Source organism: Nocardioides sp. Leaf285 (assembly GCF_001422955.1).
GTDB classification, from domain to species: Bacteria; Actinomycetota; Actinomycetes; order Propionibacteriales; family Nocardioidaceae; genus Nocardioides; species Nocardioides kribbensis.
In genome coordinates this window covers 141,095-164,784 of record NZ_LMNH01000005.1, presented here as the reverse complement: position 1 = coordinate 164,784, position 23,690 = coordinate 141,095, and the positions used below count along the sequence as shown (strand labels likewise).

Below are 23,690 nucleotides of genomic sequence, written 5' to 3'. Positions count from 1 at the left end.
AGCACCTCGCGCAGTACCGACCCGCAGCCCTCAGGAGCCCCGACCGTGGCCCGGAACCCGAACCCCAAGCAGCCGAAGGCGCGCAAGCGCGGCGCGAAGGAGCCCACCGAGTGGTGGAACCAGAGCGTCGAAGCGCCCCGCGCCGATCTGCCCGATGCCGACCGCCTGAGCCGCCGCGCGCGCCGGTACCGCCGCTGGGTCCTGGCCTCGGTGGTGATCGCCCCGATCTCGCTGTTCACCAACTTCGCCTTCTACGCCAACATGGGCTCAGAGGCCGCTGCTCCCGTCGTCTCCTCCGACCGGTACTCCCAGACCCGCTCGGTGGCCCTCATCGAGGTCCGCAAGTGGCTGGCCTCGGATCCCTCCCCGCTGCCCGGCGGCGTCCTGGTCGGCTGGGAGCGCGCCACCACGCAGCGCTTCGACCCGGAGTCGACATCCGCGGGGGAGCCCTACACCGTCGAGACGCACTACATGACGCTGGCGACCCCCAACGGGACCACCTTCACCACCACGGTCCCGATCGCAGTCGACGACGTCCACGGCCCCGTCGCGCTGGCGCTGCCGTCGCTGATCCCGGTGCCGCCCTCCGACCTGTCCTGGGACGCCAGCACCTACCCCAACACCGCGACCGCGTCGCTCTCGGAGGAGGCCCTCGTCGCGGTCCAGACCTGGGCTGAGAACTACACCTCCGGAGACCCGGCACGGTTCCGATCGGGCATCCAGGACCCCAACCCCAACCACGCCTACGTCCCCCTCAACGGCGCCCGCCTCATCGACGTCACCGTCACCGACTCCTGGGTGTCACCCGAGTCCTCCTCGCAGGCCGCAGACGCCGCCGACGCGGTCTTCGCCGAGGTCACCATGCGCATCGAGTGGGCCTTCGACCCTCTCGATGGCGACCAGAGCGCCCCGGAGATCGCCTTCACCGTCCTGCTCGACGACGCCAACACCGGCGCGGCTCGCGTCGTGGCCTGGGGCGGGCCGGGCACCGGCCTGGACCTCACCGCCTACGAGAACGCCCTGACTGGACGCGAGGTCCTCGCAGCCGACGAGGACTCCCTGGTCAACACCGGCGGCGAGCCAGCCATCACCGACCCCGACGCCTTCGGTGACGCTCCCAGCAACGGCGGCAACGGCGGCAACGGATCGACCCCCTCGCGCGACGGGGGCGAGCGACAGTGAGCGCCGCCCCCTCGCCCGGCCCCCGCCTGCCCACCTGCGTCTCCGCCCTGGAGGCGCTCCGCGCCACCGGCAGTCACCGCATCGACCCTCGCCTGGCCCACCTGGTCGCCGCGCGAGCGAGCGTCATGTCGGACCACCCCTCCGCCACCTCGCCCCAGGAGAGCGCCCGATGATCGAACCCGGCAACGAGCCCGCCTGGCCCACCACCCTGCGTGGCCGCCTGCGCGACGGGCGCCTGCAGGGCGTCGACGGCTCCCTGTGGCTCTACCGCGCGGTCCCGCTGTCGCCGGTCGTGGACGCCAAGAGCCCGGCCGAGTCGCTGGAGGCCGCCGAGCCGATCCTGGCGATGTTCGAGGAACTGGCCGACTCGGTCAACGTGACGGTCAAGCGACGCGCAGTGGCCAAGGGCGGGTACCGCCAGATCCACATGCTGCTGGTCAACGTGCCGCAGCGCTTCGAGCCGGGCCGCGAGCACGTCCTGTCCGAGCACCTGCGCCAGCAGTTCCCCGCCACCGCCACCGATCGTCGCCTGCTGCTCTTCGGTGTCCGCCTGGTCGACAAGATCGCCTCCGGCGGGTTCCGGCAGGCCATCGACTCGGTCGTGGAGACCCTCGTGGCCGGGCAGACGCCGCTGTCGGACTACGACGAGGACACCCGCAAGATGGCGGCGGCCATGGACCGCTCCGGCCTCATCCCGATCAGCGAGAACGACGTCCGCCTGGCCAACTCCTGGTGGAACCACGGCGACTTCCCCGACACCCCCTTCCTGTTCCACCCCGACCATCTGCACGTCATGCCGACGGTGGAGTCGATGAAGATGGCCGAGAGTGCCGGACTCGACCAGTGCGCCACGTGGACCCCCCGCACCGTCCCGGGCACCCACGCCATCACCTTCGCCTCGGTGCAGAACCTCGACCTCAACTTCGTCGAGCCCACCGACCCCGTCGCCAACTGGGTCAGCCGCCTGATCGACAACGACGCCCTGTGCGTCTCGGTGCGCGGCAGCGTCGAGCCTGGCGTCGTCACTCGCGACGAACTGCGTCGCCAGCGCAAGCGGTTCATCGACGACATCCACGAGCGCTACCGGCAGAACAAGATGCAGCGCTCGGAGCAGGAGGAGATGCTCGGCCTGCTCGAAGAGGTCGAGGGCCTCTACGCCTCCGCGGGCGGCAACCCGCCGCCCACCGTGGCCTCTGCATCCATCGTGGTCGGCTTCAACGGTCAGTACCGCGACGTCTCGCAGATCGTGCCCGCGGGCACCCCCGCCAAGTTGTCGCTGATGGCCCACCGCCAGAACGGCGCCATGGCCGAGACGTGGCTGTGCAGCCACCTGCGCGCCAATCCCAACCTCCACGACCTGCCCGTGCAGACCCTCGCCTGCTCCGGCATGCCCTCCCTGTCCTTCGTGGGCGATCGCGACGGCGCCCTGATCGGCTTCACCGAGCGCGACCGTCAGCCCGCCTGGGTCAGCCCCTCGGCGGCGTCGGCGACCGACGCGTCCCCGATCTTCATCTGCCCCGGGCAGACCGGATCCGGCAAGACCGTCGCCATGCTCTCGCTGGCCGACCAGTTCTCCCTGGCTGGCCGTCCGGTGGTCATCTTCGACCCCAAGCAGGACTCCGACCACTCCGGCGTCGTCCTGGCTCGCGGTGGGCAGGTCTACTCCCTGGACCGCCTGCTGACCGCAGACGGCGTCTTCGACCCCATCAGGTTCTCCGCCACTCCCGAGGTCGGCGTCGAACTGGCCTCCTCGATGCTCATGAGCATCAACCCCTGGGGGACCGAGAAGGAGAACATGGAGGTACCCCTCGCGAACGCGCTGGCCTACGGGGTCAGCCGCGGGGCCTCCTGCATCGGCGAAGCCCTCGCCGTGGCCCGACGCGACATCGGAACGACCCTGCCCGCCGACCTGGTGGAACGCGTGGAGCAGTTGGCCTCATCCTCGGCGCAGTTCCGCGCCATCGTCGGTGTGTCCCCGGCCGGGCAGTCCCTCAGCGCCGCGCAGGGCATCACCCTGATCAAGGTCGGCTCGGCCTACCTCGACCTGCCCGAGGCCGGTGCAGCACCCTCCTCTCTGCAGCAGCGCATCGCCCTGGCGCTGGTCCGCATGGTCGTCTTCGGCTCCGCCATGTCGGTGGCGGGCCGCGACGGAGTGGTGATGTTCGACGAGTCCTGGATCATCCTGGGCGCCGGGCGCGCCGAGGTCGAGCGCCTGGGCCGCCTGGCCCGCTCCCAGCAGGTGCTGCCGATGCTGTTCACCCAGCGCGTCACCGACGCTCTCAACGCGGGCCTGGCTGGCTACATCTCGCGCGGCCTGATCCTGCCGATGGAGGACCCCGAGGAGGCAGCAGCGGCCTGTCGACTGTTCAAGTTGGAGCCGACCCCGGAGCGGATGAGCCGCCTCACCGCGAAGGCCACGAAGGGCGGCACCTCCGCCGACGCGGTCGCGCCCAACTGGCACTCGATGCGCGCCCTGCGCGATCCCCGCACCGGCAAGGTGCTGCGAGGGGCGATCGCCATCTACGCCGACCTGTCCGGTCGCGCCATCCCGGTCGAGGTCACCCTGTCGCCCGACTTCCTGCGATTGGCCTCCACCAACCCCGAGGACATCCGCCGCCGCCTGGCCGAGGAGGCCGCGCAGCGGGCTCTCCTCGCAGGAGCACCGGCCACCTGAACCCGGCCTGCTCGCCCCGCCCAGCGACCCGAGAGCCGCCGGGCGGGGCGGTACCTGACACCACTTCGGATCTGACTAGACCACTCGGAGCGCTTGGGGGTGGGCGCCGCACACCAGGTAGGTATGGCTCCCAGCATCTCGGTAAACACGTCCCTGCCCATCGACGCCGTCATCGTGGAGATGACGTCGCAGACGCTCACCAACGACACCCTCGACATCGTCGTGCGTGACCTCATCACCGCCCACCACGAGGGGCTCTACACCGAGACCGAGGTCCGCAACGCGGTCCTGGCGCTCATGTGGAAGCAGGACATCCACGTCCAGGCCGTCAACCAGTACGGCGTCCCGGCCTCGGAGAGGGAAGAGATCATCGGCCAGGTCACCTTCGACATGGCCCGCCTCTTCAAGGCCGAGGACGGATCCGGCTTCGACCTCAGCCGCGCCCTGGACCACTCCACCTGTGCCTTCGTGCGCGCCCGTGCCCGCAACACCGCGATGTCGAAGATGCGCGACGCCCGCCGCGCCGAGGCCCGCGACGGCACCCCCACCGACACCACCTCCATCGCCTTCTCCGCGGCCGCGGCCTACGAGGTCGACATGTTCGCCTCCACCGTCGAGATCGACCGGCAGTACCAGGCCGTCGAGGACTTCTCCACCATCGCCCAGAACGTCCGCGGCCTGTCCCGGGTCCGGGTCGGCGCCCAGCACGCCTACGACATGTACGGCGTGGCGCTGGCTGTGCGTCCGTTCGCGACCACCGAGCGCGACGCGGTCTACGCGCTGATCAGCGCCGACACCGGTCTGGCCTACCGCTCGCTGCGGGCCTTCTACACGATCGTCGTGGACTCCGAGTCCCCCTCGGGCCCCGCCATCCCTGACAGCGTCCTGCGCCTGTGGGACGACATGGACGTGCAGATGCTGGAGACGCTCCTCGACGTCAACCCGGCCTTCGCCCACGCCATCGCCGTCGACGCCGTCGGCCCCTGGGCCCGGCCCTCGCAGCGCAACATCCAGCGCTTCCGCGCCCACCTGGCCTCGCTGCGCAAGGGCGACCTGGAGTGGCGCTCCCTGACCGCTGCCCTGACCGCTGCCTTCATCGACCACGAGTTCCAGGCTGTCTCCGACTTCGTCACCGTCACCGAGGAGAAGCGCGAGGCGCTGCGCAAGGGCCACACCATCAGCCGCTCGCGCTTCGAGAACCTGCTCGGTCGTGTCGCGGCCTACCGTGACCACCCGCTGGGCACCACGAGCATCGAGGTGCACCGCGCGCTGCTCGCCCACGCCGCCGAGAACCTCGGATCGGTCGAACTGACCCGCTTCGCCGGTCAGTGCGCCGACCAGGTCGCCTGACCCACCATCATCCTGGCCAGCCGTCCCCGAGGCGGTGGCACAGGCAGCGCGAGGAACACCTCGAACCGAAGGCCTAGGCACCGGGAGCCATACCCCGCCTGGGCCTTCGGCCATTCCCGGGACTCAGTGCGACTCGGCGCCCGCGCCGTCCCCGACGGCACAGACCCGATGTGACTCCCGCCCACGACGGACCCGGCTCGCCCCGCCACCACGACGCTCTCGACCAGCCCCCGGCGACCTGCGAGCCGCTGGCGCTGCTCGGCACCCCGGACCCGGACGTCATCATGAGGCGGCTCCCGCTGTTCCTGCTCGCGCTGCTGCTGACCCTGTGCCTGGTGCCGCACGCGCTGCCACGGTTCGGAGGGGCCGTGGTGCTGCTGACCTTCGCGCCCCTGGCCTTGGCCGTCTTCGGGCCCCACGTGCCCCATCACCGCTGGCCGAGCGTCCACGCGGTCGCGCTGGGCTTCCTGGTGCTCTTCGTGTGGGGGCAGTGACGTGGGAAGCGACCGACCCCAGGCGCCCGGGGAGTCTGCGGTGGGCGCCGTCGAGAGTCGGACCCGCCACCTGTTCGCCTCTCACGGCAGCATCCAGCACGGCTACGGGCCCTCCATGGACCCTCACCGCTGCGGAGACCCCGCCGAGCCCTGCATCACACTGACCGAGCAGCGATCGGTGGGGGAGTGGCAGACCACCAACGCCACCGTGCACGGGTCGGACCCGAGCGACTTCGGCCTGAACACCGACCCGAACTCCGGCGCCGAATGGTTCATCGAGATCGACTTGAACGTCCGCACTCACGGCAACCGCACCTTCACCTACCTGCCCCCCGCGGCCGCGTCTGCGCTCGTCGTCGGTTCAGCGCTGGTCGTCGGCGAGAGCGAGTCGGGCCTGCGCTTCCCCGCCCGAGTGCACGCGACCCGTCCTGACGGCTACGCCGAGTTCGAGGTCGCCTGGGACCAGGGAGCCCCGGCACCCGGCGCACACCCGTGACCGACCCGGCAGCGCCGCGCCCCGGCACCTGGTTCACCTTCCGGCTCAGCGCCCCGGCAGAGGTCCGTTGCGGCCCCGTCGATCTTCGCGAGTTCTTCCCCAACCTGCTGCCACCCGAGCAGGCGCTGCGCTACCCGCCGACCACCGAGGAGGTGATGGCGAAGCGGATCGCCACAGCCACAGCGCTGCAGGGCCGCACGGTGATCCTGCATCCGACACGCAGCCGCTTCGAGCCGCTCCGTCTCACCCTGGTCGGCCACCTGTGCGTGATCGCACCTCGCTATGGCTGGCCCGACGGCGTCGGGGACCTCCACGAGGCCCAGCAGGCCACCGACCGTCTCGCCGCGTGGACCCTCGCGAGGGTCTACCGGTGCCGCGAGATCAGCGACCGCACCGAGGTCGCCCTGCACAGCCTGAGCCTGCGCCGACTCACCGCCAGACCAGCCGCCGTCCACCCACCCCGAGAGAGCGAGCCATCGTGAGCACCCAGGACACCCCGAGCACCGGCGCAGGGACCAACATCGTCGACGTCATCGCCCGCGGGGTCCGGTGGCCGCGCCCCGCAGCGCAACGCTTGGCTGACGCCCTGCTCGACGCCCTCGCCGAGACCGTCCGGGTCCGCGTGGCCGAAGCCACCCAGGCCACTCCCGAGTCCGGGTCCGAGTCCGCGGTGACCTGCGAGATAGTCCAGGAAGCGCCCTACGACTTCGCCTACTGCGAGACCCACGACTCCACGTTCCCCCTCGGCGGGCGATGCAAGTTCTACGGCCGCACCCCCGAGGACGTCTACTACGACGAGGCCCAAGAGCAGCGGGGACGAGCGGTCGTGGCCGAGATGGCGCGCGACGAGGCGCTGCAGTGGCTCGAACTGCTCCTCGACCAGGAACCGTGCGCGTTCGAGGCCGGGACCTGCACCACCCACGGCCCCGTCGCCGTGCTGCCCAAAGGCGTCTGCCACGTGGGGCAAGCCCGCGACCTCATCACCCGGCAGCACTAGCCCACCAGCCACCAACCCGGGGCCGGGTACGCCGCGGCCCGCTGATCAGCAAGGAGACCCATGAGCACCACCTCTCCGACCAGCGCTCGCGCGCCCAAGCGCCTACCGAGCAGGCCGACCGAGGCCGAACTGACCGACGACACCGTGTGCCCGCGCTGCTGGGGGTGCGGCACCGTGGTGCCCGCCGAGAAGAACCGCCGCACCTGCTTCCCCGTCGGCGTCGACACCTCCCAGCCCGGCTACGCCTACCTCGACGGCCAGTGGGGCTACTGCTACACCCTGGGTCGCCACGTGTCCTTCGACGAGCCTCGCTGGCTGGAGCGATTCCAGGCCCCCACCCACCCCGATCCCGACCCCGACGAGGCCGACCCCGCCGACCCGGGCATGGCAGCGATCGACCTGGCCAAGCGGGTACGTGACGCCACCCAGGCAGCGGTCGACTCCGCCCTCGGAACCGACCCGCGCCACGGCTTGCTGGCCCGGGCCGTGGCCAACAAGGTCGCCCACGACATCCCGATCCCGTGGAGCCTGAGCAGGCACTTCCGCGCCTGAGGTGCGCCACCGACCTGGTGCCGGACACGTTGTCGTCACTACCGCTGGCGCACAGCCCTGCGCGCTGCCCGACACCCCCTACGAGGACCCAGTGACGCACCCTCAGAGCCCCATCCGAGCCACCATCGCGCACTACCCGCTCGACCAGGCTCAGCAGGCTGCCGCTCACGCTGACGAACTTGGCGGACGTGTCGTCGACGTGCCCCGTGACCCCCTGGGTCTGGGCGGCGGCTACCTGGCCGTGGTCCACGACGACGCCGAGGGTCTGGCGGTCTCGCGCTGGAACGGCCTCGGTTGCCCGGGCGCCGTCCTGGTCCGCCGCGGCGACCTGCGCGTCGGTGACACCGTCTGGTCCTCCCACCACGGTCGCAGAGCCGTGGCCCAGGTCTCCACCCTCGGATCCGAGGGACCCGGCACGACCTACCTGCTCCTGGAGGGCACCAGAAGCCCCGAGGCCTACCCCGCCGACTCCCTCATCCCTCGGCTGCCGACCACGACCACGACCGCGACCGCCTCCGCCCTGCGCGAGGCCCTGGCCACCGCCATCTACCGCGATGGGGAGGACCCCGGCTGGCTGCGCACCGCCGACAGCACCCCCAATGCGGCCTCCTACGACCTCGCCGATCGCGCCCTGACTGCCCTGGCCCCGCTCATCCTCGACGCCCTCGACCAGGCCACGCGCCGCGTCATGTCCGTGCGACTGGCCGAGGCCAGCGAGGCCGACACCGCGGCCGCGGGGACCGCCTCGGGGATCCGTCTCGCGCTTCGCGACCTCCTCGCGCCCCACCAGTCCCCGGGCACGGTCTCGTGACCCCGCCGCCCCGTCCACTCCCCATCGGAGCCCGACCATGACCCAGACCGACCCCTTCATCGTCACGCGCTGCGCCTTCGGGCACTGCACCAACCTGGTCGACCCCGCCTCCGGGCGCATCCACTCCGGCTTCGGCCCGATGGCCTGCCCGTGCGACCACGTCCCCGGCTGGCGCTCGCCCTACCCCGCGGGTCAGGCCAAGCCCCACGTCCCGGTCAAGGCGACCGGGCGACACGGGTCCAGACGCCAGCGGGCCGCTCGTCGCACCCACCGAGCCTCCGACTACGGCGACCTGTTCACCTACTACCCGCCGGTCTCGCGCGCGCCGAGCGCCTGACCCGCGAGCCCAGTCAGCCCCGCACCCGCACTCACGCCGAGGAGACCCATGACCACCGAGATGACCGCTGACACCGACACCGCGCGGCCGACCCGCCATCCCACTCCGGCAAGCGTGCGCAGCGTCCCGAGGTTCGCGGTCCAGGCCGCGGCCTTCTCCGAGGCCATCCACATCGGGCGTCTGACCCGCACCGGCGTCGGATTCGCCGACAAGGAGGAGGCCACCGACATGACCCTGGCCGCCGTCGCCCAGTACGTCGAACGCAACTTCGGCGGAGGGATGGACTGCGACTTCCCGGGACTCGGAGTGAGGCTCTCGGTCAAGGTCGAGCCGCTGAGCCCCACCCAGGACAGCCCCAGGGGAGACGGACCTCGATGAGCGCTGCCGTGCCCCTGCCTCTCGCGACGTGTTCGGACCCGCTCATCCACCGCGCCCACGACTGGCAGACATCGGAGCAGGTCGACCCCGACGGCGACCTCGGCATCGGAACCGACGCCCACCGGTTCATCGAGGCGTGGTGCGAAGGCAACGACGACCAGGACGACCCCCTGTTCCGCTTCGAGTGCTGCTCGCACTGCGCCTCGACGCAGTGCCCGCGACGCGACGGACACGCCTCGGCGTGCAGCGAAGGCTGCCCGACCGGCACCAACCGCCTCGGTGAACCTGCCCCTGCGCCCTCGACAGCCGCATCGGACTGCGCCGAGCATGAGTGAGCGCCGCTACAGCGCACGGGCCGACGTCGCCGCGGACCTGCAGGCGCTCCTCGATCTGCTGGCCTCCGAGGCCGGGACCGAACCGGACCCCGGCCAGATCGCCGACCAGATCGCTGACCTGGTGGACCGGGCCCACTCGGCCGGGCGCCGCGAGGCGCGGCGGCGCTGCGGCTGCGCCTGGTGCTGCGCCGGGGTCCCGACCCAGAACCGCGGCGCCACCCACCAGCGCACTTGCTCATCCTGAGCCAGGGGCGACCGCGACGCTCGGCCCCCCCCTGGAGGTGCAGCGCGGGTCGAGCGCCGGACACGATGGCTGCGACCCCACCTCGCAGGAGCCCTCATGCCGATCATCCCCGCGGCCGTCGCCTCGATGAACGATCCCCGCGGCGACACCATCGAGCAGCACCTCGGCCATCGACACACCCTGTCCCCGGCGCCGCGCCGCCGCGCCGACGGGGCGATCGAGCAGGTCGCCCGCTGCTACTGCGGGTACGTCGCGCTCCGTGCCGCTGACCGATGAGGAGCAGTGGCACGATGACGCAGGTGCGGCCAGACACGAAGCAGGCCCTGGATGGGGCCCCTACCGCGTTCGACCTGCGTGCCGCGTGCGCACGCCTGGCCCTGCGCCCCGAAGCCGGTGACGGCTGGCTCAGCGCCAACGCACGAGACATGATCCGCATCGCCGCCTTCGCGGGCTTCGATCCCGACGAGGTGTTGCGTCGGGTCGCGATGAGGGCCCACCCCGAGCGCGACGTCAACGTGCGCACCGTCGAGGCGGTCCTCGACGAGATGGACGGCGAGATCGAATCCCGGATCCGGGCTCAGGCCGGTCACGCACGTTGACGCCCCGCTCCGGTGCGCCCAGCCTCGATGGCCGGACACGTCTCCACCATGACCCACGAGAAGCCCCGCACCCCGGCCGCCAGCGAGGTCGGCGCGACCGATGTCACCACGATGCGGCTACGGGCCCCCGGGCATGCCCTGTCCATGAGTTGGTCAGGGGAGTACGGCGAGGAGTCGTCCTCGACCGGGACCTGCACCTGCGGCCTGTGGGAGGAGAGCGGGTCCTCGCAGGCGGTCGTCCGTGAGGAGTACCGTCTTCACCTGCGCACAGTCCTGGGCCACCGCTGGCTCCCGGTAACGCGCCGGTGGGTCCGGTGAGCGCGGCGCTTCCCTTCGAGGTCAACGTCGACTTCTGGTGGGGCGTGGCCACCCCCTTCATCCTCGTGGCCGTGGCGGCGGCCCTGACCCTGGTCGTGATCGCGACCATCGCGACCCTGGCCCGACTCGGGCTCTTCGTCGTCCTCGGCCACCCGCCGCGGGGCCGTGAGGTCAGTCCGTGGTCGCGCCGGGTGGTGCGAGGGCGTGCCGGTCTCCTCGTCGGCGCCTACGCCAGCACCGACGGGTGGGGCTCACGCTGGTTCGCGGTAGGTCCCCTGACGCTAGGTCTGAAGCGGGAGGCCTGGGCCTTGACCGAGAGGCCCCCGATCACCGAACGCACCCGTCCCGGACCTCACGAGCACTGGCGCTGGGCAGGGAACGCCGCGCCGCAGGACCAGGCGGGACCATCGTGACCGCACCCGACCCGGTGCCAGCCGCCGCGGCGGCTCGAAAGCACCGCAGCGACGCGGACGCGCTCCCGTTGCTCCTCGACACCATGCGAGCAGCGGGGTACCACGACGCCGACTCGTGCCTGAGCCTGCTGAGCCAGGTGGAGACCCTCCTCGGTGCCCGGCGACACAAGGCCAAGCCGGACGTCCACAAGGCCAAGGAGCGGGCCGTGGCGGGGGACTTCCCCGCCGTCTGGCGCTACTGCTGGGCCGCGACCACCGGTCTGACCTGGGCCTTCCCGCCTGATCCGGGCACCTGCCCGCCGGTGCCCGGAGCGACCCCGTTCGGTAGCGGCTGCGCCGACACCTGTCGTTGTGGCGCCACCCCGCCACCCTCGGCGCGCTTCTGCCCCGCGTGCGGCACAGCCGTCCCCCGCCCCGACCGCGCCACCCCACCGGAGACCCCATGAGTGCCGCCGAGATCCTCCACGCCTCCTACGATCCCGTCGACGCTCCCCACGACCTGCCGGAAAGCCACTGGGGTGCATGGAACCGCGGCCGCTTCGTACAGCACCAGCGCGCCGTGGCGGCCCTGCGACAGGCCGAGCACGCGAGCCCCTCGGGCCTCGACGCTCGAAGCGCCGACCTGAGCGACCAGGAGAAGGACGCGATCCGCCAGGCCGTGCTGCACGACGCTCTCGCAGGTGGCGGCCATCAGCGCCTCTTCGACGCCATCGACGCCATCATCACCGTGGGAGGCGCCGCCCCCGCCTCGGGGGCACAGGACCCCTCGTGACCACCACCACCGCCCTCTCCGCCGACCCGGCCCTGCCCTCGACCGTCGAGCCCTTCACCGTCGAGCCTGCCGCCACCTGGGACACCGCCGCCTACCGAGGGGTGTGTGGCGAGTGCGGCGACCGCACCTCCAAGAAGGGGTCCGAGCGCAAGGCTGCCGCAGCCATCGTCGACCACCTGCGCAACGCCCACGGGTACCGGCCCTGAGCCGCTCGCTGACCGCACTCGCCGCGTCGCTTCTCGCTGGCGCAGCGGGACAGGAGCGTCAGAGCACGAGCATCGGAGGCTCCATGCGTCAGACGACACCTACCCGTCGCCAGGAGCATCAGCGGTCCGCCCATCCGGACCTGATGGCCGACCACGACGCGCGCTCGTGGCGGTTCGTCCACACCGGGCTGCACCAGCAGTGGGTCATCGAGACACCGCGCGACGGCTCGGGTGCGCCTCGGTGGGCCACCCGGGTACGCACCTCCCGCGGCGCCCTCGGGCAAGCCCTCGACTGCGGCTTCGTCGGCGATCCCGCTCGCTACGGCGACTGGCAGACCGAGGGGGACTTCGCCGACTTCTGCGCCCGCATGGCGCACCTGCCCTCGGCCCCGCCCAAGGTCCCCGCCCAGGTTTCCTGCCCCGGGCCCTTCGAGCAGCAGGGCGCCCGGTGACGGCCGCGCCCATGCCGCACCCGACCCCGCCGGGCGGTGCGGCGAAGCGGTCGCGGCCCATGACCAGCGTGCTCAACGACATCGACGCCGCTCTGCGCGACCATGCCTCGACCCGCTCTGCCGCCGTCGCCCTGCTCGACGCCGACGTGCTCGATGAGGCCCGTGCCCTGACAGCCGCACAGGCAGCCGTACGTCGGGCTTCGCGCAGCACGTCTCGGACCTAGGCCGCCAGCACGGGACCCGGCATCGACCTGCCGCGCGGTGTGCTGACTCCGCGACACGGACTCTTTGCTTTCCGCCGTGAACCCCTGACGCTCCGAGCGCGGAACTGAGAGGGTGCGCACACACCACCACGCACCGCCTCGGGTCGATCCTGAGGCCTCCGCACGAGGACCAGCCGATGACCGAGAACGACGAGACCAGCCCCGACCGCCCCGGCGCAGGCGCCGATGGGGGCCCGGCGGCCGAGAGCAGCACCCCGCGGTACCGCTTCGACCCGATGACCGGCCAGCCCCTCGACGACTCGTTCCGCGACGTGCCACAGGCTCGCTTCGACCCAGTGACCGGCCAGCCCCTCACGCCTCCGCCCCCGGGCTCCGCCGAAGACCCGTCCGCGCCCCGGCCGCCGAAGAGCCCGAAGCGCACCCGGGTGCTGATCCTCGCAGCCGTCGTCCTCATCCTGGGCGTCGTGGGCGCAGGCATCGCCGCGGCGACCCTGATCGGGCCCTCTGCCGAAGAGGAGGCCGAGGCCGCGCTGAAGAGCGACCAGCAGTCCTGCCGGGAGGCCGCCGGGGACTACTTCGACGCCCTCGACGACCTGGACTCCCGCCTCGATGTCGGCCTGACCCAGTCGGTCTACAGCAGCCTGGTCGGGGACATCGCGGTCGAGCGCAACAGCGTCGACGAGGCCGCCGCCAACGACCTCGACTTCTGCGCCTCCGCGCTCGAAGCAGCAGACGCGGTGGCCTTCGCCTACTCCTTCGACGCCCAGGCCTGGAACAACTGCATCTTCAAGGACGGTTGCGACCCCGACACCGACCTGGACCTGTCCTCGGGCTGGACCCTGAACTCCGACGCCCTCGCCGCCATGCGCACCGCGATCGAGGACGGCGAGCCCATCGACCCCGACTCCGAAGTCGGAGAGCGCGTCGCGCTCATCGGCGAGGCCAACGACATCCTCGACGGGGCCTGAGCCGGGAGCCCACGCGAGACGTTGGTGACCTGGGGCCTGCCCCACGCGGCCCCGCCCCGGCCGCTCACGCAGGGAGGGCGCCCCGGGGCTTGCGCTAGCGGCCGAGGCGAGCCCGCTGCACCCTCGCGGGGTGGATGAAGAGGTAGTCGATGAGCGCGTGCACCAGACGGCTCAGGTCGTCAGCCTCCTCGGAGGTGACCGGCTCCAGTTCGTTGGGGTGGGCTCCCGCGTTCCCTAGGACGCGGACATGATCTGCCCAGTCGGCCAGGTTGGCGTCGAGGGCCCCGTCGGCGGCCATCTGCTTCAACTGCGCCGCCAGACTCCTTTTGTCCCTAGCGGCCACACTCCCCTTGGCAGTCACGATCTCCGCGAGCGCTCCTCGGAACATGACCGCGGCGGCCCGGGGGCTGTTCACGCTCCGACAGCGCTCCGCCTCAGCGACACTGCTCGCCACCGCTGAAGGGACGTCCGGGTCGTCTGTTCGCGCTCCCGGCGTCGGCCACCAGTGGATCCCTCGCCACTCCTCGACACCCGACCGCCCTCCGTCTCGGGCCCGGCGCCCGCCCACGTACTGCTCCTCGATGACGATCGTGTTCTGGGTGCAGCCCTGGCACTGCAGGATCGCCATCTGCTCGTCGTGCAGGCGTTGTCCGGTGCCGCCGCCGGGCAAAGCGATGTACTGATCGGTGTAGGACACCGGCGCCGTCCCGACGACCTTGAAGTTGCTGGCGCGCTGACACCGCGGGCACGGACCGTAGGGGGCGGACGAGTCGGGTGGGACATGCTCGGGCTTGCGGGGCAGGGCGTTGGCCATGACGTCGACGGTAGCCTCACGGATCAGTCCAGGGCTGCGGTGCGGCCAGCAGGTCGAGCCGGACACGGACCCGCCATGACCACCCCGCACCGCGCCACCGCTGTCCCGAGCCTCGCCGTCAACAGCGCCGAGACGACGCGCTGATGCCGAACCGCGACCGCGTCGTCGACGCCATGACCGAGCGAGCCGTGGGATCCCACTCATGGCGCAACGGGCCCGGGCCCCGCCAGCACATCTGCGGCACGACAGGCTCGGACGGCTGCGGCCTGCCTCGCGACGCTGACGAGGCCGCGCAGGCCATCAACCAGCAGCGGGCCGCCGCTGACGCCGTCTACGTCGAGGTCATCGAAGGCGTCGACTGGAACCGCGTCATCATGATCGCGCAGAGTCGCCATCTCGGCGCTCTGGACCACGACACCGACCACGTGTCCACCGAGCCCCTCTACGGCGCGGAACTGCCCTGCGGGGACTGCCTCACCGAGGCAGCCCTGTCCCTCGACTTCGGCTCCTCGTCCTGGGGCGGCGACCCGACCGACGTCTCCCCTCGCGCCCGCGCCGCCGAGGAGTTCTAAGCCCATGCCCACCTGGTGCGCCTCCGCGGCTACGCCGTACACGTTCTGAGCATGAGCGACCAGACCACCCCCGCCGAGGGCGACACCGGCGCCCTCACCACCCCCGTGACCGAGCCGCGACCGACCAGCCACCCTCGCGTCGTCACCGACCGCCACGTCACGGTCCCCGCAGGGGCCTACTACCTCGGTGACCCCTGCTACGTCTTCCACAACGACGAGCGAGGATCCGAGCAGTGGTCCGCGCTCCTCGACGACTCCGACTACTTCGGCGCGGGTGGGACCCCTGAGGGCGGGCCGCTGGGCTTCGTCGAGGTGCCGGTCGACCCGGCCCACCCCGAGGACTCCGCCCTCACCCGGCTGCCCGTGGTCGCCTTCCGCACCGCCTACGGGGACGGAGGCTACGAGGACCGCGAGGGCCACTCATACAGCGTCGACGCCGGGATGATCGGTCTCGTCCCGGCCTGGTGGGCAGTAGCCAACGCACTGACCGCCGAGTCCGGCCCGGCGGACGGCCTGCGCTACCTCACCACCAACGCTCGCTTCGTCGTCTTCACCACCGAGGTGCAGTGCACCAAGGGCGGCCCCGACGAGGGCCTGCTGACCTTCGGCCCCGTCGAGATCCCGACCCACCACGAGCCCGATCCCTGCTACGTCTGCGGCCGCGACACCGACGCCGCCGGGTACTGCGGGTGGGGTTGCCAGGAGGACGACGAGGACGACGAGGACGAGCAGCAGTGAGCACCGCGACCCGTCTGGTCACCGTCGGCTGGACCCAGCCCGACCGGGCCACCGGCTACTCCAACTACGACGGCTACCGCCCCGGAGCGAGCCAGCACACCGAGACCTTCGCCGTCGAGGTCCCGCGCGACTTCGACGACGAACGGCTCTGCTGGCTGCTGCTGGAGGCGACCAACAGCCCCACCGTCCGTCCCGCAGACGCCACGCCCGCCGGAGACGCCCTCGGAGCCATCGTCGCGACCGGCTACACCGGTGCTCAGGCCCACTGGTCGCTCTCACGCGGCGACACCGTGACCATCCACCACACCGAGGCCGGTCCCCACGGTCCCTCCACGACCTACGCCTTCACCGGCTACGCGGTGGTCGCTCTCGACGGCCCCGAGCGCCGGGAGGGCTCCTCGTGAGCGCCGAGCACCAGGCCCGCATCAACGCCCTGACTGCAGAGACCGCCGACCTGCTCGCCCTCGTCGAGGCCGAGCGCGAGGCCTGCCCCCAGGACGTCATCGAGGCGGCTGACGAGGCCGGAGACGTCCTGGCCGACCGGGACACCAACCCGGCGCTGTCCGAGAACGGACTGCGGGTGGGCATCTCGAACCTCGAATCCGCGCTGCGCTGGCTCCTGGACCGCATCACCGCGCGCCACGAGACCACGCCCGAGAGCATCGCCGAAGGTGCACGCGAGACTGCGCTGACCATGTTCGGAGAGGAGCAGGAGTGACGAACCCCGACGAGAGTGGCACCCCCGATGACGGGCCCGGCCAGCCCGGCAGCGTCCCCGCCTCGCAGGAGGTCGACCGTGCCCGGGCTGACTCCGGGCGCGAGCCCTACCGGTTCGCGCCTCGCCTCGGGGCTGACCCGGACCCGGAGTCCGGAGGCGTCTACGTCGAGGTCGACATCCCCGACGGACCCGATGGGCGCCCCAGCGACGACGACCTCATAGCAGCGATGATGGAGGCCATCGACCTGATCTTCCCCGACTTCGCCCAGCCGCCGTCCGAGGAGCCGTGAGCCCATGAACCGTTACCGCGCCGAGGCCAGCCGCGACTTCTGGAACGCCGTGGCCGCCGTGCCTCCGGACAGCGTCGAGTCGATCGCCGAATCGCTGCTCAGTACCGGCGCCCACCCCGTCTTCGACACCCTCACGGCCCGACTGCGCCGCGTCGACGACCGGCTGCTGCTCACGCTCGGCGCAGCAGCGACACTGCGCCCCCACCTGGTGATCTCGGCTGGCGGCGACCGCCGTGCCTTCCCGGTCGTCTTCGCGCTCGTCGAGGCCGCCCCTCCGGCCGTGCGTGAAGCGTTCGAGGTCCTCGCCCTGCGTCCCCGCCACCCCCAGCCGGAGACGCTGGCCCTGGCCGCCGGAGAGGCCGAGGTCCACGCCGACCAGGTCACCTGGACCGCACGCCAGCACGAAGCAGACCCCCGCATCGTCGACCTGATGCTCTACGTGCCCGGCTGGAACCCCCGCGAGCACCCCGACCGCGGTGCCAACGCCGACCTGGCCACGGTGTGCTTCGCGCTTCTCGACCATGCCGTGGGGGAGTACGCCGCCGAGACCCAGATCGCCGGGATCGACTTCGAGGCCCGTGACGCAGCACCCGACGAGGCCGAGCCGTTCCGCTCGCTCCCGCCGTACCTCGACCAGATCACCGACGCCTAAGCGCACCGATAGGAGCAGCATGAGCCACCCCGCCGCGCCCAGCGCCACCGGTCCTGGCAAGGGTCCTGTAGGTCGTCACGTCGACGTGTGGCTGACCCTGACGCGCGTGGGGCGCGGCCCTGGCTCTCCTCCCGCCTTCCTCGTCGCCGATGCCTACGCCCCCGGCGGCGGGTGGACCTCCTGCCGCTTGCCGCGCCACGCTGCCGCGCTCCCCACGCGCGCAGAAGTCCGCGCAGAAGTCCGCGGGGGCGCCGAGGGCCCGCCCGGCGTCGTCGCTCTCGACTGCGCCTGCGATGTCGTCTGTCCCCGGTGCCGGGCGGGGGTCGGCACCAACTGCACGACGCTCGACGGCGGGGGATCTTCCGGCGGTGGGTACCCGACCCGCACCCACGCGGTCCGGGTCCGGGCCTCCGGGCGGTGCCAGGCGCTGCGCGACGGGTCGATGAGCCCGTGCGACCTCGGCGCCCACCGGTGGCAGGCGCACCCGTCAGCCGACCACGACCCGAGCGCCGCGCGCTGCGTGCTCTGCAACCGGGTCGAACCCATCCGGACCACCCGCGCGCCCCTCTTCTCCAGCAACCACTGGCTGCGCTAGCCCCAACGCTCGGTGTCGGCATCTCGGCGGCGGGGCCGCAGGGGTCCGCGTCCGCTGGGAGCGCGCCGGGCCCGTAGCCGGACACGGTGCAGGCATGACGAAGACGACGTACGACAAGGGTCAGGACCCCCGCAACATGACTCGCTCGACCCTCGTGCGGCACCTGCGCGCTCACGTCAGCGGGACCAAGGAGTCCACGACTCTGAGGCGGCGCGTCTTCGATGACACCACCGAGGGCTGGAAGGTCAACTGGACCAACTCCGCCTACGCCGAGACCTACGTGGAGTGGAAGAACGGGACCCTCGCGGCGCAGCGCAGTCGCCCTGTCAGCGAGCGCACGGCCCTGCGCGACGCTGCCCTGGACGAGATCGAGGCCGCCTTGAAGGGGCTCGGCTACGTCACCAAGCGCGAGACCAACGTCGTCCTGGTCCTGCGCCGCATGGGCGCTTAAGGCGCCTAAGGCGCCCCACAACGCGGGAGCGGTCCCAGGAGAGCGCCGGACACGTTCTAGCCATGAGCGAGACCACCACCACCACCGTCGCCCCGGTCCCCGGCTCGCCCGTCGTGGCGATGGACCCCGCGAAGGTCGCCAAGTACGCCGCCATCCGGCGCGCCGTTGCCGCCAACCAGGCCGTCGCCCGGGCAGCACGCGAGGCGAGCCGACCGCGGACCCTCACCATCGGTGGCTTCGTGCTCACCCCGCACCTGATTGCTCAGGCCAAGGCCAAGGGCATCACCCCCTCCCAGATCCGCGAGGCGCTGGAGCGGCCCTACAAGGTCACCGACGTCACCCGCTACCCCGGCCAGGAGCGGTACTGCGGCCACGGCATCAACCAGCGCCCCGGCGTCGCCGTGGTCGTCGACGCCCAGCGCCGTCAGGCCATCACCGTCTACCTCGACGGCGTGGTCACCGAGATCCGCGAGGACCAGAAGCACGACGCCGCCGCCCTCGCCTCGCGCCGCCTGGCCCACGCCTGAGCCCGAGCACCAGACCCCGAAGCGAACCCCGAGGATGACCCCGTGACCGCAGCCACTTCCGAGTCCGCCCCTACGCCCGCCGAGCACTCCATGCGCAAGGCGCTGAGCATCCTCGTCGCCAACGCCGGTGGGCGCTGCGAGAACACCGTGTTCCGAGACGGCCAAGGCGCGCCCCTCGGCAACTGCTTCACCCACGACACCCGCACCGCAGACGCCCGCTACACCTGCGATCGCGCCTGCACGGCATGCATCGCCCACGCCGGACTGACGGGCGCCGCGATGGTCACCGGGGTCGGTCCCGAAGCGGAGGCCGAGCAGACCAGGGCCGCCATGCGGACCCCGACCGTGGGGGCGACTGTCACAACCTCCGACGGCGCGTTCGACGTCGACGTCGACGTCACCGCCGCCATGGCCGCCCTCGTCGAGAGCGACGTCCTGGACCTGCGGGAGTCTCGATGGCAGGCGACCTCGCCCGACCCGAGGGGGACGCAACTGCTCAGGGGGTGCCTGGACCTGTCGCACCCGATCGGTCTCGCTGATGTCGCTGCGCGCTACGTCGCCGCTGTCTGCAAGGACCCCCAGTGCCCAGACATCGCCCTGGGCGTCGCTGTCGATCCCACGCAGGCCGAGGCGTGGCTGGCCCACCACCGCCCCTCCTGGGCTGAGCCGAACCCGAGCCGAGCCCCGAGGATGACACCGTGACCGCGCCGCTGACGTTGGACGATGCCCGCATCCTCGCGGTGCAGGCCCACGACGGACAGGTCGACGGTCAGCAGCGGCCCTACTTCGAGGCTCACCTGACGCCGATCGCTGCCGCGCTGGCTCCCTTCGGCCCGCTGGCCGAGATGGGCGGCCTGCTCCACGACGTCATCGAGGACACCGAGGAGAGCGCTGTCTCCCTGCACCGTCGCGGCGTACCGGCGCCGGTCGTCCTCGACGTCGCTGCTGTCTCACGTCGCATCGTGCCCGGCACCTGCAAGCCCGAGCCGTACCTGGACGGGCTCATCGCGCGCGCCTGCCGCCGCCCGAACGCGGCACGGCTGAAGTTAGTCGACAACCTGTGGAACGTCGCCAACAACGCTGCTCTGGCAGACCTCGACCCGGGCAAGGCGTCGAGCCTGCTGCATGGTCGCTACCTGCCCGCGCAACGTGCCCTGATCCCGGCGAGCATGCTCTCGGAGGAGCAGATCGAGCAGATCCTCTGGACCTTGGACGGTTTCGTGCATGCTCTCGCCGGTGCCCGCTCTGGCCCCGCCGAAGCGCACCGGGAACTGGAGCGTGCTCGCCGACTGCAGAGCGCTCACGGCTCGACCGGCTGACCTACGTCCGGACGCAGGTTGGGCCCCGGTCAGGAGGCTCGCGAGTCGGCCGCCTGTGGGCGCAGCCAGGAGGCGAGGGCTGCTGTCACCAGCGCCGAGCGACTGTTGGCCCCGGCCTCGTGGACCAGGCCGTCGAGGATGTCGACGTTGGCGCTCAGCATCCGCAGCGGGACCGCCACGAAAGGCTCCTCCGGCTTGGGCTCGACGCGTTGCACGAACACGCCGTCGGGGGAGGGGCCCACGCTGGGTCGCTGCTGACGCTGGTGCTCGCGGACCAGATCGGGCAGCAGTGCGCGCTGCTGCGCCACGGCGGTGAGCATCACGTCGACGTGGTTCGCTCCGTCGCGCCGTGCACGGTCCTTCCAGGCCGCGGCGATCGAAGCCGGGACCGAGACCGACGTCGCCGAGATCGGCATCCCGGACTTCTTGCCGCGGCTCTCGATGCCCCGCTTAGTCTTCGGCGTCGCCTTCGCGCTCGCCGGGGCCGCCGGGAAGCCAGGCAGGGGCACGTCTCCGCCGTCGAGCGACCCCGCGGGCGCCCCCTGCTGCGCCGGATCTCCCGCGCGTTGCTCCATCTGCTGCTCGGTGCTCTCCACCAGCCATCCCTTCGCTCAGCGACCCCGTGGCTCGGTCCCCGAGATGCTGCCCGTCGGCTCCGACATCCCGGTGTCAGGCCGCCCATCGGCCGCCTATCTCGCCGTCTCGATCATCCCACGCTGCGGCGCTACCGGGGTCCGCCGCGCCCGGTCTTTTGCTGCCGTTTGCGCAGGTCAGCGGTGGTTTGCCGACCCTGAACGTGCAGTAGTGCACCCCACTACCGCAGCCGCGCCAGGTCCCGCTCTAGTGCGTTCCGCGAAACGGTCACGTCACCGGCGGGCGCTAGTGCGGCGGCGGCCCGCGGCGGCGCTAGCGCAGTGCACTACTGCATGTTCGAGGCGGGCGGGGTGGGCGAGTGAAGGGGCGGCCCGGCGGCCCGGCGGCGGCACAGGCACCTAGCCCTCTCCCACACCACGCAGGAGGCTGACCATGAAGCGATCCGCTGCGCTAGCGGTTGCGGCCACTCTCGCCGTGGGCGGAGCCGTGGTCGGCTGCGCCACGACCGGCGATCCCGCCACGGGTGCTCGCACACCGGCCCAGGCGTACTCCGACTTCGCGAGCACGGCTCTGCCGGACCTCTTGCCGCAGACGCAGAGTGCTCTCGCCGCGACGGGCTACGCCTGCCTCGACGGCACCGAGCAGTGGGCAGTCGTGAGCGGGAACGACCCATCGACGCTGAAGGTCTCCTTCGGGGACGGCTCCTGCCGCTTCGTGGCCGAGCCCGATGCCGACGGCTCGGTCGCTGGCTCCCGCGCAGCCGTCGTGGTCCAGGCCGACGCCGCAGGTGACTACCGACCGACAAGCAGCGCCCCGCGTCGCTTGGCCGGTCTCGCCGACGCCGTGGCCTGGGCCTTCAACGAGGCCATCGACAGGGCCGCTGGACCACGCCGCTCCTGAGACCGGCCGGTCGAGCGATCAGGCTCGACCGCCCCGACCCCCGAGCCCGCCGGTGCTCAATAGAGGATCAGTCGAGGCGGTCCTCGCCCGCCTGCTCCATCAGCCTGGCGAACTTGACCCCGAACTCGCCTGCCGCCATCTGCCCGAAGTGATCAGCGGGGTCCCAGCCGTGGTCGCCGTGGTGACGGTCGGGCAACTCGGTGTAGACGCGCCGAAACACCGGCACACCGCCCAGGGCGATGGTGGCGGTGTGCTCGTCGAGGGCGGCGCCAGAGTCGTGCGCGTACTCGGACTCGACGTCGACGGTGATGGTGATTGGCGAGTTGGGCATGCCTGGATTGTGTACGGCGATCGGCCCGGCTCGCACCGAGCCACTCACGGCGCCCGCGAGACCCCGCTTCTTACGGAGTGGCTGAGGGTGTCGCCGCCGGGCTGGCCGACACGCTCGGGGTCGCGCTCGGGGTCGGGGTCGGGGTCGGCGAGACGACCGGCGGCCTGGTCGGACTCGGGCTCGTGGTGGGCGTCTTGGACGGCTTCGGCGGGGCCGGGCTCTTGGTCGGGTCCTTGGTGGGGCTGGGCTGGTGCGTGGGCGTGCGCGTGGGGCTCGCGCTGGCGGACGGCGTCGCCGAGGGGCTGGCGCTGGGGGAGGCCGTGGGGCTCGCTGACGGGCTCGCCTCGCCCGAGGGCAGCATCCGCACGCTCATGGTGCCCGCGGAGGGCGCCAGGCTCTCGGAGGTCTGCTCGTAGGCGTCCGAGGCCGCCGCGGCGGCCTCGACGAACCGACGGCTGTCGTGAACGTGGCGCAGGGCGTCTCGGGCCTCCTGGGGCTTGGCCAGGTCCTCATCGCCGGAGCAGAGCAGTACCGCGACGGCCAGGGCCGCGTCGTCGAGGTCCTGTGGGTCGCGCACGCCGTCGTCGTCGGCGTCGACGCCGACCGCGGCCCACGTCGTCGGCAGGACACGGAACACGCCGAGACGCCGGTCCCAGCGGCGGTCTCCGTCGAGACTCCCGGTGTCGGTGTCGGCCACCTGTCCACGGCCTCCGCGTCCGTCAAGCGGAGGGCTGACGTAGGGCTCGCTCAGGGCCCCATCGGCGGTGACCTCGCGCCGTACGGTGGCTCCGTGGTCGGTCTCGGCGTGAGCCACCCCTGCGAGGAGCGTCCACGGCAGGTTGCAGGTCGTGTCGGCCGCGGACATGACCTGGCTGGCGCGCTGGTAGGCAGCCAGGGCCCCCTCGGGGATGTCGGCGGCGTCGAGCCCGTCGGAGGGCGGGACGAACCCGAGCGCGGCGTCGGCTTCGACCGTGACGGGCTCGGCCACCTGCACGGCTGGCGCGATCAGCGCGGCCTCGTCGAGGCCCGCCGCAGCAGCGCTCACCGACTGCTGAGCCACGACCGTCGGGTCCTCGGGGCCAAGCGTCCGGTAGCCCACGACGGTGGCCAGGGCCGCGACGGTCACAGCCATCACCGACAGCGTGGCTGTCATCGCGTGCGTCCGCGGGCTGGCGACGGCCCGGTGCTGGGCCTCGACCCGGCCTCGCGTCTGGTGCGCGTCGAGAGATCCCCCGGAGAGCCGGGGACCGCGGTGGGACCCGCGGGCACGAGGGGCTGGCGAGGTCGGGGGAGTGGCGTCGCGACGCGGCAGGTGCAGCATGAGCGGTCTGTGCCGCCGCGCGGCCGACGGGACGCCCCGCTGGCCCGCTGGTCGGGTGGGCCAGCG

The 23,690-nt window shown here is 72.0% G+C and carries 37 protein-coding genes; 33 read left to right on the top strand and 4 right to left on the bottom strand.

The window, feature by feature from the left end:
- Window positions 1-45 precede the first annotated feature (45 nt).
- From ASF47_RS18525 to ASF47_RS18420, 22 genes are all read left to right on the top strand, one after another.
- A complete protein-coding gene (locus ASF47_RS18525; protein WP_056865522.1) occupies window positions 46-1,182 on the top strand; it encodes a hypothetical protein in 1,137 nt (378 codons plus the stop codon).
- Window positions 1,179-1,355 (top strand): hypothetical protein, encoded by a 177-nt coding sequence (locus ASF47_RS21290; RefSeq protein ID WP_156698027.1) that lies wholly within the window; start codon window positions 1,179-1,181, stop codon window positions 1,353-1,355. The genes ASF47_RS18525 and ASF47_RS21290 overlap by 4 nt, the downstream gene beginning before the upstream one ends.
- Entirely contained in the window at window positions 1,352-3,856 is a 2,505-nt protein-coding gene (locus ASF47_RS18520; RefSeq protein ID WP_056865521.1) for an ATP-binding protein, read from the top strand. Before ASF47_RS21290 ends, ASF47_RS18520 begins: the two co-directional genes overlap by 4 nt.
- A 123-nt stretch (window positions 3,857-3,979) precedes the next feature.
- Window positions 3,980-5,206 carry a hypothetical protein gene (locus ASF47_RS18515; protein ID WP_056865520.1) on the top strand — a complete coding sequence of 409 codons (1,227 nt, stop codon included), beginning with the start codon at window positions 3,980-3,982 and terminating at the stop codon, window positions 5,204-5,206.
- A gap of 170 nt (window positions 5,207-5,376) precedes the next feature.
- On the top strand, window positions 5,377-5,700 hold the full coding sequence (locus tag ASF47_RS18510) for a hypothetical protein (protein ID WP_056865519.1): 324 nt from the start codon (window positions 5,377-5,379) through the stop codon (window positions 5,698-5,700).
- Between the two features lie 115 nt (window positions 5,701-5,815).
- Complete coding sequence (locus tag ASF47_RS18505) at window positions 5,816-6,196, top strand: hypothetical protein (protein ID WP_156698026.1); 381 nt, start codon at window positions 5,816-5,818, stop codon at window positions 6,194-6,196.
- Window positions 6,193-6,678, top strand: coding sequence for a hypothetical protein (locus ASF47_RS18500; protein WP_056865517.1), 486 nt, complete (start codon window positions 6,193-6,195; stop codon window positions 6,676-6,678). The genes ASF47_RS18505 and ASF47_RS18500 overlap by 4 nt, the downstream gene beginning before the upstream one ends.
- The gene (locus ASF47_RS18495) at window positions 6,675-7,193 is read left to right on the top strand and encodes a hypothetical protein (RefSeq protein WP_056865516.1); all 519 of its coding nucleotides are present in this window, start codon (window positions 6,675-6,677) and stop codon (window positions 7,191-7,193) included. The genes ASF47_RS18500 and ASF47_RS18495 overlap by 4 nt, the downstream gene beginning before the upstream one ends.
- 60 nt (window positions 7,194-7,253) lie before the next feature.
- Window positions 7,254-7,745, top strand: coding sequence for a hypothetical protein (locus ASF47_RS18490; RefSeq protein WP_156698025.1), 492 nt, complete (start codon window positions 7,254-7,256; stop codon window positions 7,743-7,745).
- 199 nt (window positions 7,746-7,944) lie between these two features.
- Window positions 7,945-8,556, top strand: a complete 612-nt coding sequence (locus ASF47_RS18485; RefSeq protein ID WP_056865514.1) for a hypothetical protein — start codon at window positions 7,945-7,947, stop codon at window positions 8,554-8,556.
- Between the two features lie 37 nt (window positions 8,557-8,593).
- Window positions 8,594-8,893, top strand: coding sequence for a hypothetical protein (locus ASF47_RS18480; RefSeq protein WP_056865513.1), 300 nt, complete (start codon window positions 8,594-8,596; stop codon window positions 8,891-8,893).
- A 48-nt stretch (window positions 8,894-8,941) separates the two neighbouring features.
- Window positions 8,942-9,271, top strand: a complete 330-nt coding sequence (locus ASF47_RS18475; RefSeq protein WP_056865512.1) for a DUF7446 family protein — start codon at window positions 8,942-8,944, stop codon at window positions 9,269-9,271.
- An 8-nt stretch (window positions 9,272-9,279) separates the two neighbouring features.
- On the top strand, window positions 9,280-9,606 hold the full coding sequence (locus ASF47_RS18470) for a hypothetical protein (RefSeq protein WP_156698024.1): 327 nt from the start codon (window positions 9,280-9,282) through the stop codon (window positions 9,604-9,606).
- Window positions 9,599-9,850 (top strand): hypothetical protein, encoded by a 252-nt coding sequence (locus ASF47_RS18465; RefSeq protein WP_056865510.1) that lies wholly within the window; start codon window positions 9,599-9,601, stop codon window positions 9,848-9,850. The genes ASF47_RS18470 and ASF47_RS18465 overlap by 8 nt, the downstream gene beginning before the upstream one ends.
- A 96-nt stretch (window positions 9,851-9,946) precedes the next feature.
- Window positions 9,947-10,126, top strand: a complete 180-nt coding sequence (locus ASF47_RS21285) for a hypothetical protein (protein WP_056865509.1) — start codon at window positions 9,947-9,949, stop codon at window positions 10,124-10,126.
- A 14-nt stretch (window positions 10,127-10,140) separates the two neighbouring features.
- Window positions 10,141-10,449, top strand: coding sequence for a hypothetical protein (locus ASF47_RS18455; protein WP_056865508.1), 309 nt, complete (start codon window positions 10,141-10,143; stop codon window positions 10,447-10,449).
- A 314-nt stretch (window positions 10,450-10,763) separates the two neighbouring features.
- Window positions 10,764-11,180 carry a hypothetical protein gene (locus ASF47_RS18445; RefSeq protein ID WP_056865506.1) on the top strand — a complete coding sequence of 139 codons (417 nt, stop codon included), beginning with the start codon at window positions 10,764-10,766 and terminating at the stop codon, window positions 11,178-11,180.
- Between the two features lie 442 nt (window positions 11,181-11,622).
- A complete protein-coding gene (locus ASF47_RS21280) occupies window positions 11,623-11,952 on the top strand; it encodes a hypothetical protein (RefSeq protein WP_056865504.1) in 330 nt (109 codons plus the stop codon).
- The gene (locus tag ASF47_RS21275) at window positions 11,949-12,158 is read left to right on the top strand and encodes a hypothetical protein (RefSeq protein WP_056865503.1); all 210 of its coding nucleotides are present in this window, start codon (window positions 11,949-11,951) and stop codon (window positions 12,156-12,158) included. Before ASF47_RS21280 ends, ASF47_RS21275 begins: the two co-directional genes overlap by 4 nt.
- Window positions 12,159-12,301: 143 nt before the next feature.
- Window positions 12,302-12,610, top strand: a complete 309-nt coding sequence (locus tag ASF47_RS18425; protein WP_056865502.1) for a hypothetical protein — start codon at window positions 12,302-12,304, stop codon at window positions 12,608-12,610.
- 59 nt (window positions 12,611-12,669) lie between these two features.
- On the top strand, window positions 12,670-12,834 hold the full coding sequence (locus ASF47_RS21270) for a hypothetical protein (protein ID WP_156698023.1): 165 nt from the start codon (window positions 12,670-12,672) through the stop codon (window positions 12,832-12,834).
- 176 nt (window positions 12,835-13,010) lie between these two features.
- Entirely contained in the window at window positions 13,011-13,802 is a 792-nt protein-coding gene (locus ASF47_RS18420; protein ID WP_056865501.1) for a hypothetical protein, read from the top strand.
- Between the two features lie 94 nt (window positions 13,803-13,896).
- Here the strand turns inward: ASF47_RS18420 and ASF47_RS20815 are convergent, their stop codons facing one another.
- A complete protein-coding gene (locus tag ASF47_RS20815; protein WP_200919250.1) occupies window positions 13,897-14,616 on the bottom strand; it encodes a DUF4145 domain-containing protein in 720 nt (239 codons plus the stop codon).
- Window positions 14,617-14,759: 143 nt separating this feature from the next.
- On the opposite strand from ASF47_RS20815, the gene ASF47_RS18410 reads away from it, so the two are divergent.
- The 10 genes from ASF47_RS18410 to ASF47_RS18365 all read left to right on the top strand — a co-directional run bounded on the left by ASF47_RS18410 (window position 14,760) and on the right by ASF47_RS18365 (window position 20,478).
- Window positions 14,760-15,188, top strand: coding sequence for a hypothetical protein (locus tag ASF47_RS18410; protein WP_056865500.1), 429 nt, complete (start codon window positions 14,760-14,762; stop codon window positions 15,186-15,188).
- 51 nt (window positions 15,189-15,239) lie between these two features.
- On the top strand, window positions 15,240-15,926 hold the full coding sequence (locus ASF47_RS18405; protein ID WP_056865499.1) for a hypothetical protein: 687 nt from the start codon (window positions 15,240-15,242) through the stop codon (window positions 15,924-15,926).
- Window positions 15,923-16,330 (top strand): hypothetical protein, encoded by a 408-nt coding sequence (locus tag ASF47_RS18400; RefSeq protein ID WP_056865498.1) that lies wholly within the window; start codon window positions 15,923-15,925, stop codon window positions 16,328-16,330. The genes ASF47_RS18405 and ASF47_RS18400 overlap by 4 nt, the downstream gene beginning before the upstream one ends.
- Window positions 16,327-16,644 carry a hypothetical protein gene (locus ASF47_RS18395; protein ID WP_056865497.1) on the top strand — a complete coding sequence of 106 codons (318 nt, stop codon included), beginning with the start codon at window positions 16,327-16,329 and terminating at the stop codon, window positions 16,642-16,644. Before ASF47_RS18400 ends, ASF47_RS18395 begins: the two co-directional genes overlap by 4 nt.
- Window positions 16,641-16,934: a hypothetical protein gene (locus tag ASF47_RS18390; protein WP_056865496.1), complete on the top strand. Its 294-nt coding sequence runs from the start codon at window positions 16,641-16,643 to the stop codon at window positions 16,932-16,934. Before ASF47_RS18395 ends, ASF47_RS18390 begins: the two co-directional genes overlap by 4 nt.
- A gap of 4 nt (window positions 16,935-16,938) precedes the next feature.
- The gene (locus ASF47_RS18385; RefSeq protein ID WP_056865495.1) at window positions 16,939-17,586 is read left to right on the top strand and encodes a hypothetical protein; all 648 of its coding nucleotides are present in this window, start codon (window positions 16,939-16,941) and stop codon (window positions 17,584-17,586) included.
- Window positions 17,587-18,275: 689 nt separating this feature from the next.
- Window positions 18,276-18,632, top strand: coding sequence for a hypothetical protein (locus ASF47_RS18380; RefSeq protein ID WP_056865494.1), 357 nt, complete (start codon window positions 18,276-18,278; stop codon window positions 18,630-18,632).
- A gap of 62 nt (window positions 18,633-18,694) precedes the next feature.
- Window positions 18,695-19,159 carry a hypothetical protein gene (locus ASF47_RS18375; protein WP_056865493.1) on the top strand — a complete coding sequence of 155 codons (465 nt, stop codon included), beginning with the start codon at window positions 18,695-18,697 and terminating at the stop codon, window positions 19,157-19,159.
- Window positions 19,160-19,201: 42 nt separating this feature from the next.
- Window positions 19,202-19,861, top strand: a complete 660-nt coding sequence (locus ASF47_RS18370) for a hypothetical protein (RefSeq protein WP_056865492.1) — start codon at window positions 19,202-19,204, stop codon at window positions 19,859-19,861.
- Window positions 19,858-20,478, top strand: coding sequence for a hypothetical protein (locus ASF47_RS18365; RefSeq protein ID WP_056865491.1), 621 nt, complete (start codon window positions 19,858-19,860; stop codon window positions 20,476-20,478). The genes ASF47_RS18370 and ASF47_RS18365 overlap by 4 nt, the downstream gene beginning before the upstream one ends.
- 29 nt (window positions 20,479-20,507) lie before the next feature.
- On the opposite strand, the gene ASF47_RS18360 is transcribed toward ASF47_RS18365, so the two are convergent.
- Window positions 20,508-21,074: a hypothetical protein gene (locus ASF47_RS18360; RefSeq protein ID WP_056865490.1), complete on the bottom strand. Its 567-nt coding sequence runs from the start codon at window positions 21,072-21,074 to the stop codon at window positions 20,508-20,510.
- 430 nt (window positions 21,075-21,504) lie between these two features.
- Here ASF47_RS18360 and ASF47_RS18355 point away from each other — a divergent pair, with 430 nt between their 5' ends.
- Window positions 21,505-21,972: a hypothetical protein gene (locus tag ASF47_RS18355; RefSeq protein ID WP_056865489.1), complete on the top strand. Its 468-nt coding sequence runs from the start codon at window positions 21,505-21,507 to the stop codon at window positions 21,970-21,972.
- Window positions 21,973-22,039: 67 nt separating this feature from the next.
- On the opposite strand, the gene ASF47_RS18350 is transcribed toward ASF47_RS18355, so the two are convergent.
- Together ASF47_RS18350 and ASF47_RS18345 are read right to left on the bottom strand one after the other, a co-directional pair.
- Entirely contained in the window at window positions 22,040-22,303 is a 264-nt protein-coding gene (locus tag ASF47_RS18350; protein WP_056865488.1) for a hypothetical protein, read from the bottom strand.
- Window positions 22,304-22,373: 70 nt separating this feature from the next.
- On the bottom strand, window positions 22,374-23,435 hold the full coding sequence (locus ASF47_RS18345; RefSeq protein WP_156698022.1) for a hypothetical protein: 1,062 nt from the start codon (window positions 23,433-23,435) through the stop codon (window positions 22,374-22,376).
- Window positions 23,436-23,690 lie beyond the last annotated feature (255 nt).

Excerpts from the sequence above, each read along its gene's own strand:
- ASF47_RS18520 (WP_056865521.1), top strand. The coding sequence starts at position 1,352 with ATGATCGAACCCGGCAACGAGCCCGCCTGGCCCACCACCCTGCGTGGC.
- ASF47_RS18515 (WP_056865520.1), top strand. The coding sequence starts at position 3,980 with ATGGCTCCCAGCATCTCGGTAAACACGTCCCTGCCCATCGACGCCGTC.
- ASF47_RS18505 (WP_156698026.1), top strand. The coding sequence starts at position 5,816 with ATGGACCCTCACCGCTGCGGAGACCCCGCCGAGCCCTGCATCACACTG.
- ASF47_RS18490 (WP_156698025.1), top strand. The coding sequence starts at position 7,254 with ATGAGCACCACCTCTCCGACCAGCGCTCGCGCGCCCAAGCGCCTACCG.
- ASF47_RS18480 (WP_056865513.1), top strand. The coding sequence starts at position 8,594 with ATGACCCAGACCGACCCCTTCATCGTCACGCGCTGCGCCTTCGGGCAC.
- ASF47_RS18475 (WP_056865512.1), top strand. The coding sequence starts at position 8,942 with ATGACCACCGAGATGACCGCTGACACCGACACCGCGCGGCCGACCCGC.
- ASF47_RS18465 (WP_056865510.1), top strand. The coding sequence starts at position 9,599 with ATGAGTGAGCGCCGCTACAGCGCACGGGCCGACGTCGCCGCGGACCTG.
- ASF47_RS21285 (WP_056865509.1), top strand. The coding sequence starts at position 9,947 with ATGCCGATCATCCCCGCGGCCGTCGCCTCGATGAACGATCCCCGCGGC.
- ASF47_RS18455 (WP_056865508.1), top strand. The coding sequence starts at position 10,141 with ATGACGCAGGTGCGGCCAGACACGAAGCAGGCCCTGGATGGGGCCCCT.
- ASF47_RS21280 (WP_056865504.1), top strand. The coding sequence starts at position 11,623 with ATGAGTGCCGCCGAGATCCTCCACGCCTCCTACGATCCCGTCGACGCT.
- ASF47_RS18425 (WP_056865502.1), top strand. The coding sequence starts at position 12,302 with ATGGCCGACCACGACGCGCGCTCGTGGCGGTTCGTCCACACCGGGCTG.
- ASF47_RS21270 (WP_156698023.1), top strand. The coding sequence starts at position 12,670 with ATGACCAGCGTGCTCAACGACATCGACGCCGCTCTGCGCGACCATGCC.
- ASF47_RS18420 (WP_056865501.1), top strand. The coding sequence starts at position 13,011 with ATGACCGAGAACGACGAGACCAGCCCCGACCGCCCCGGCGCAGGCGCC.
- ASF47_RS20815 (WP_200919250.1), bottom strand. The coding sequence starts at position 14,616 with ATGGCCAACGCCCTGCCCCGCAAGCCCGAGCATGTCCCACCCGACTCG.
- ASF47_RS18410 (WP_056865500.1), top strand. The coding sequence starts at position 14,760 with ATGCCGAACCGCGACCGCGTCGTCGACGCCATGACCGAGCGAGCCGTG.
- ASF47_RS18405 (WP_056865499.1), top strand. The coding sequence starts at position 15,240 with ATGAGCGACCAGACCACCCCCGCCGAGGGCGACACCGGCGCCCTCACC.
- ASF47_RS18385 (WP_056865495.1), top strand. The coding sequence starts at position 16,939 with ATGAACCGTTACCGCGCCGAGGCCAGCCGCGACTTCTGGAACGCCGTG.
- ASF47_RS18380 (WP_056865494.1), top strand. The coding sequence starts at position 18,276 with ATGACGAAGACGACGTACGACAAGGGTCAGGACCCCCGCAACATGACT.
- ASF47_RS18375 (WP_056865493.1), top strand. The coding sequence starts at position 18,695 with ATGAGCGAGACCACCACCACCACCGTCGCCCCGGTCCCCGGCTCGCCC.
- ASF47_RS18355 (WP_056865489.1), top strand. The coding sequence starts at position 21,505 with ATGAAGCGATCCGCTGCGCTAGCGGTTGCGGCCACTCTCGCCGTGGGC.
- ASF47_RS18350 (WP_056865488.1), bottom strand. The coding sequence starts at position 22,303 with ATGCCCAACTCGCCAATCACCATCACCGTCGACGTCGAGTCCGAGTAC.
- ASF47_RS18345 (WP_156698022.1), bottom strand. The coding sequence starts at position 23,435 with ATGGCTGTGACCGTCGCGGCCCTGGCCACCGTCGTGGGCTACCGGACG.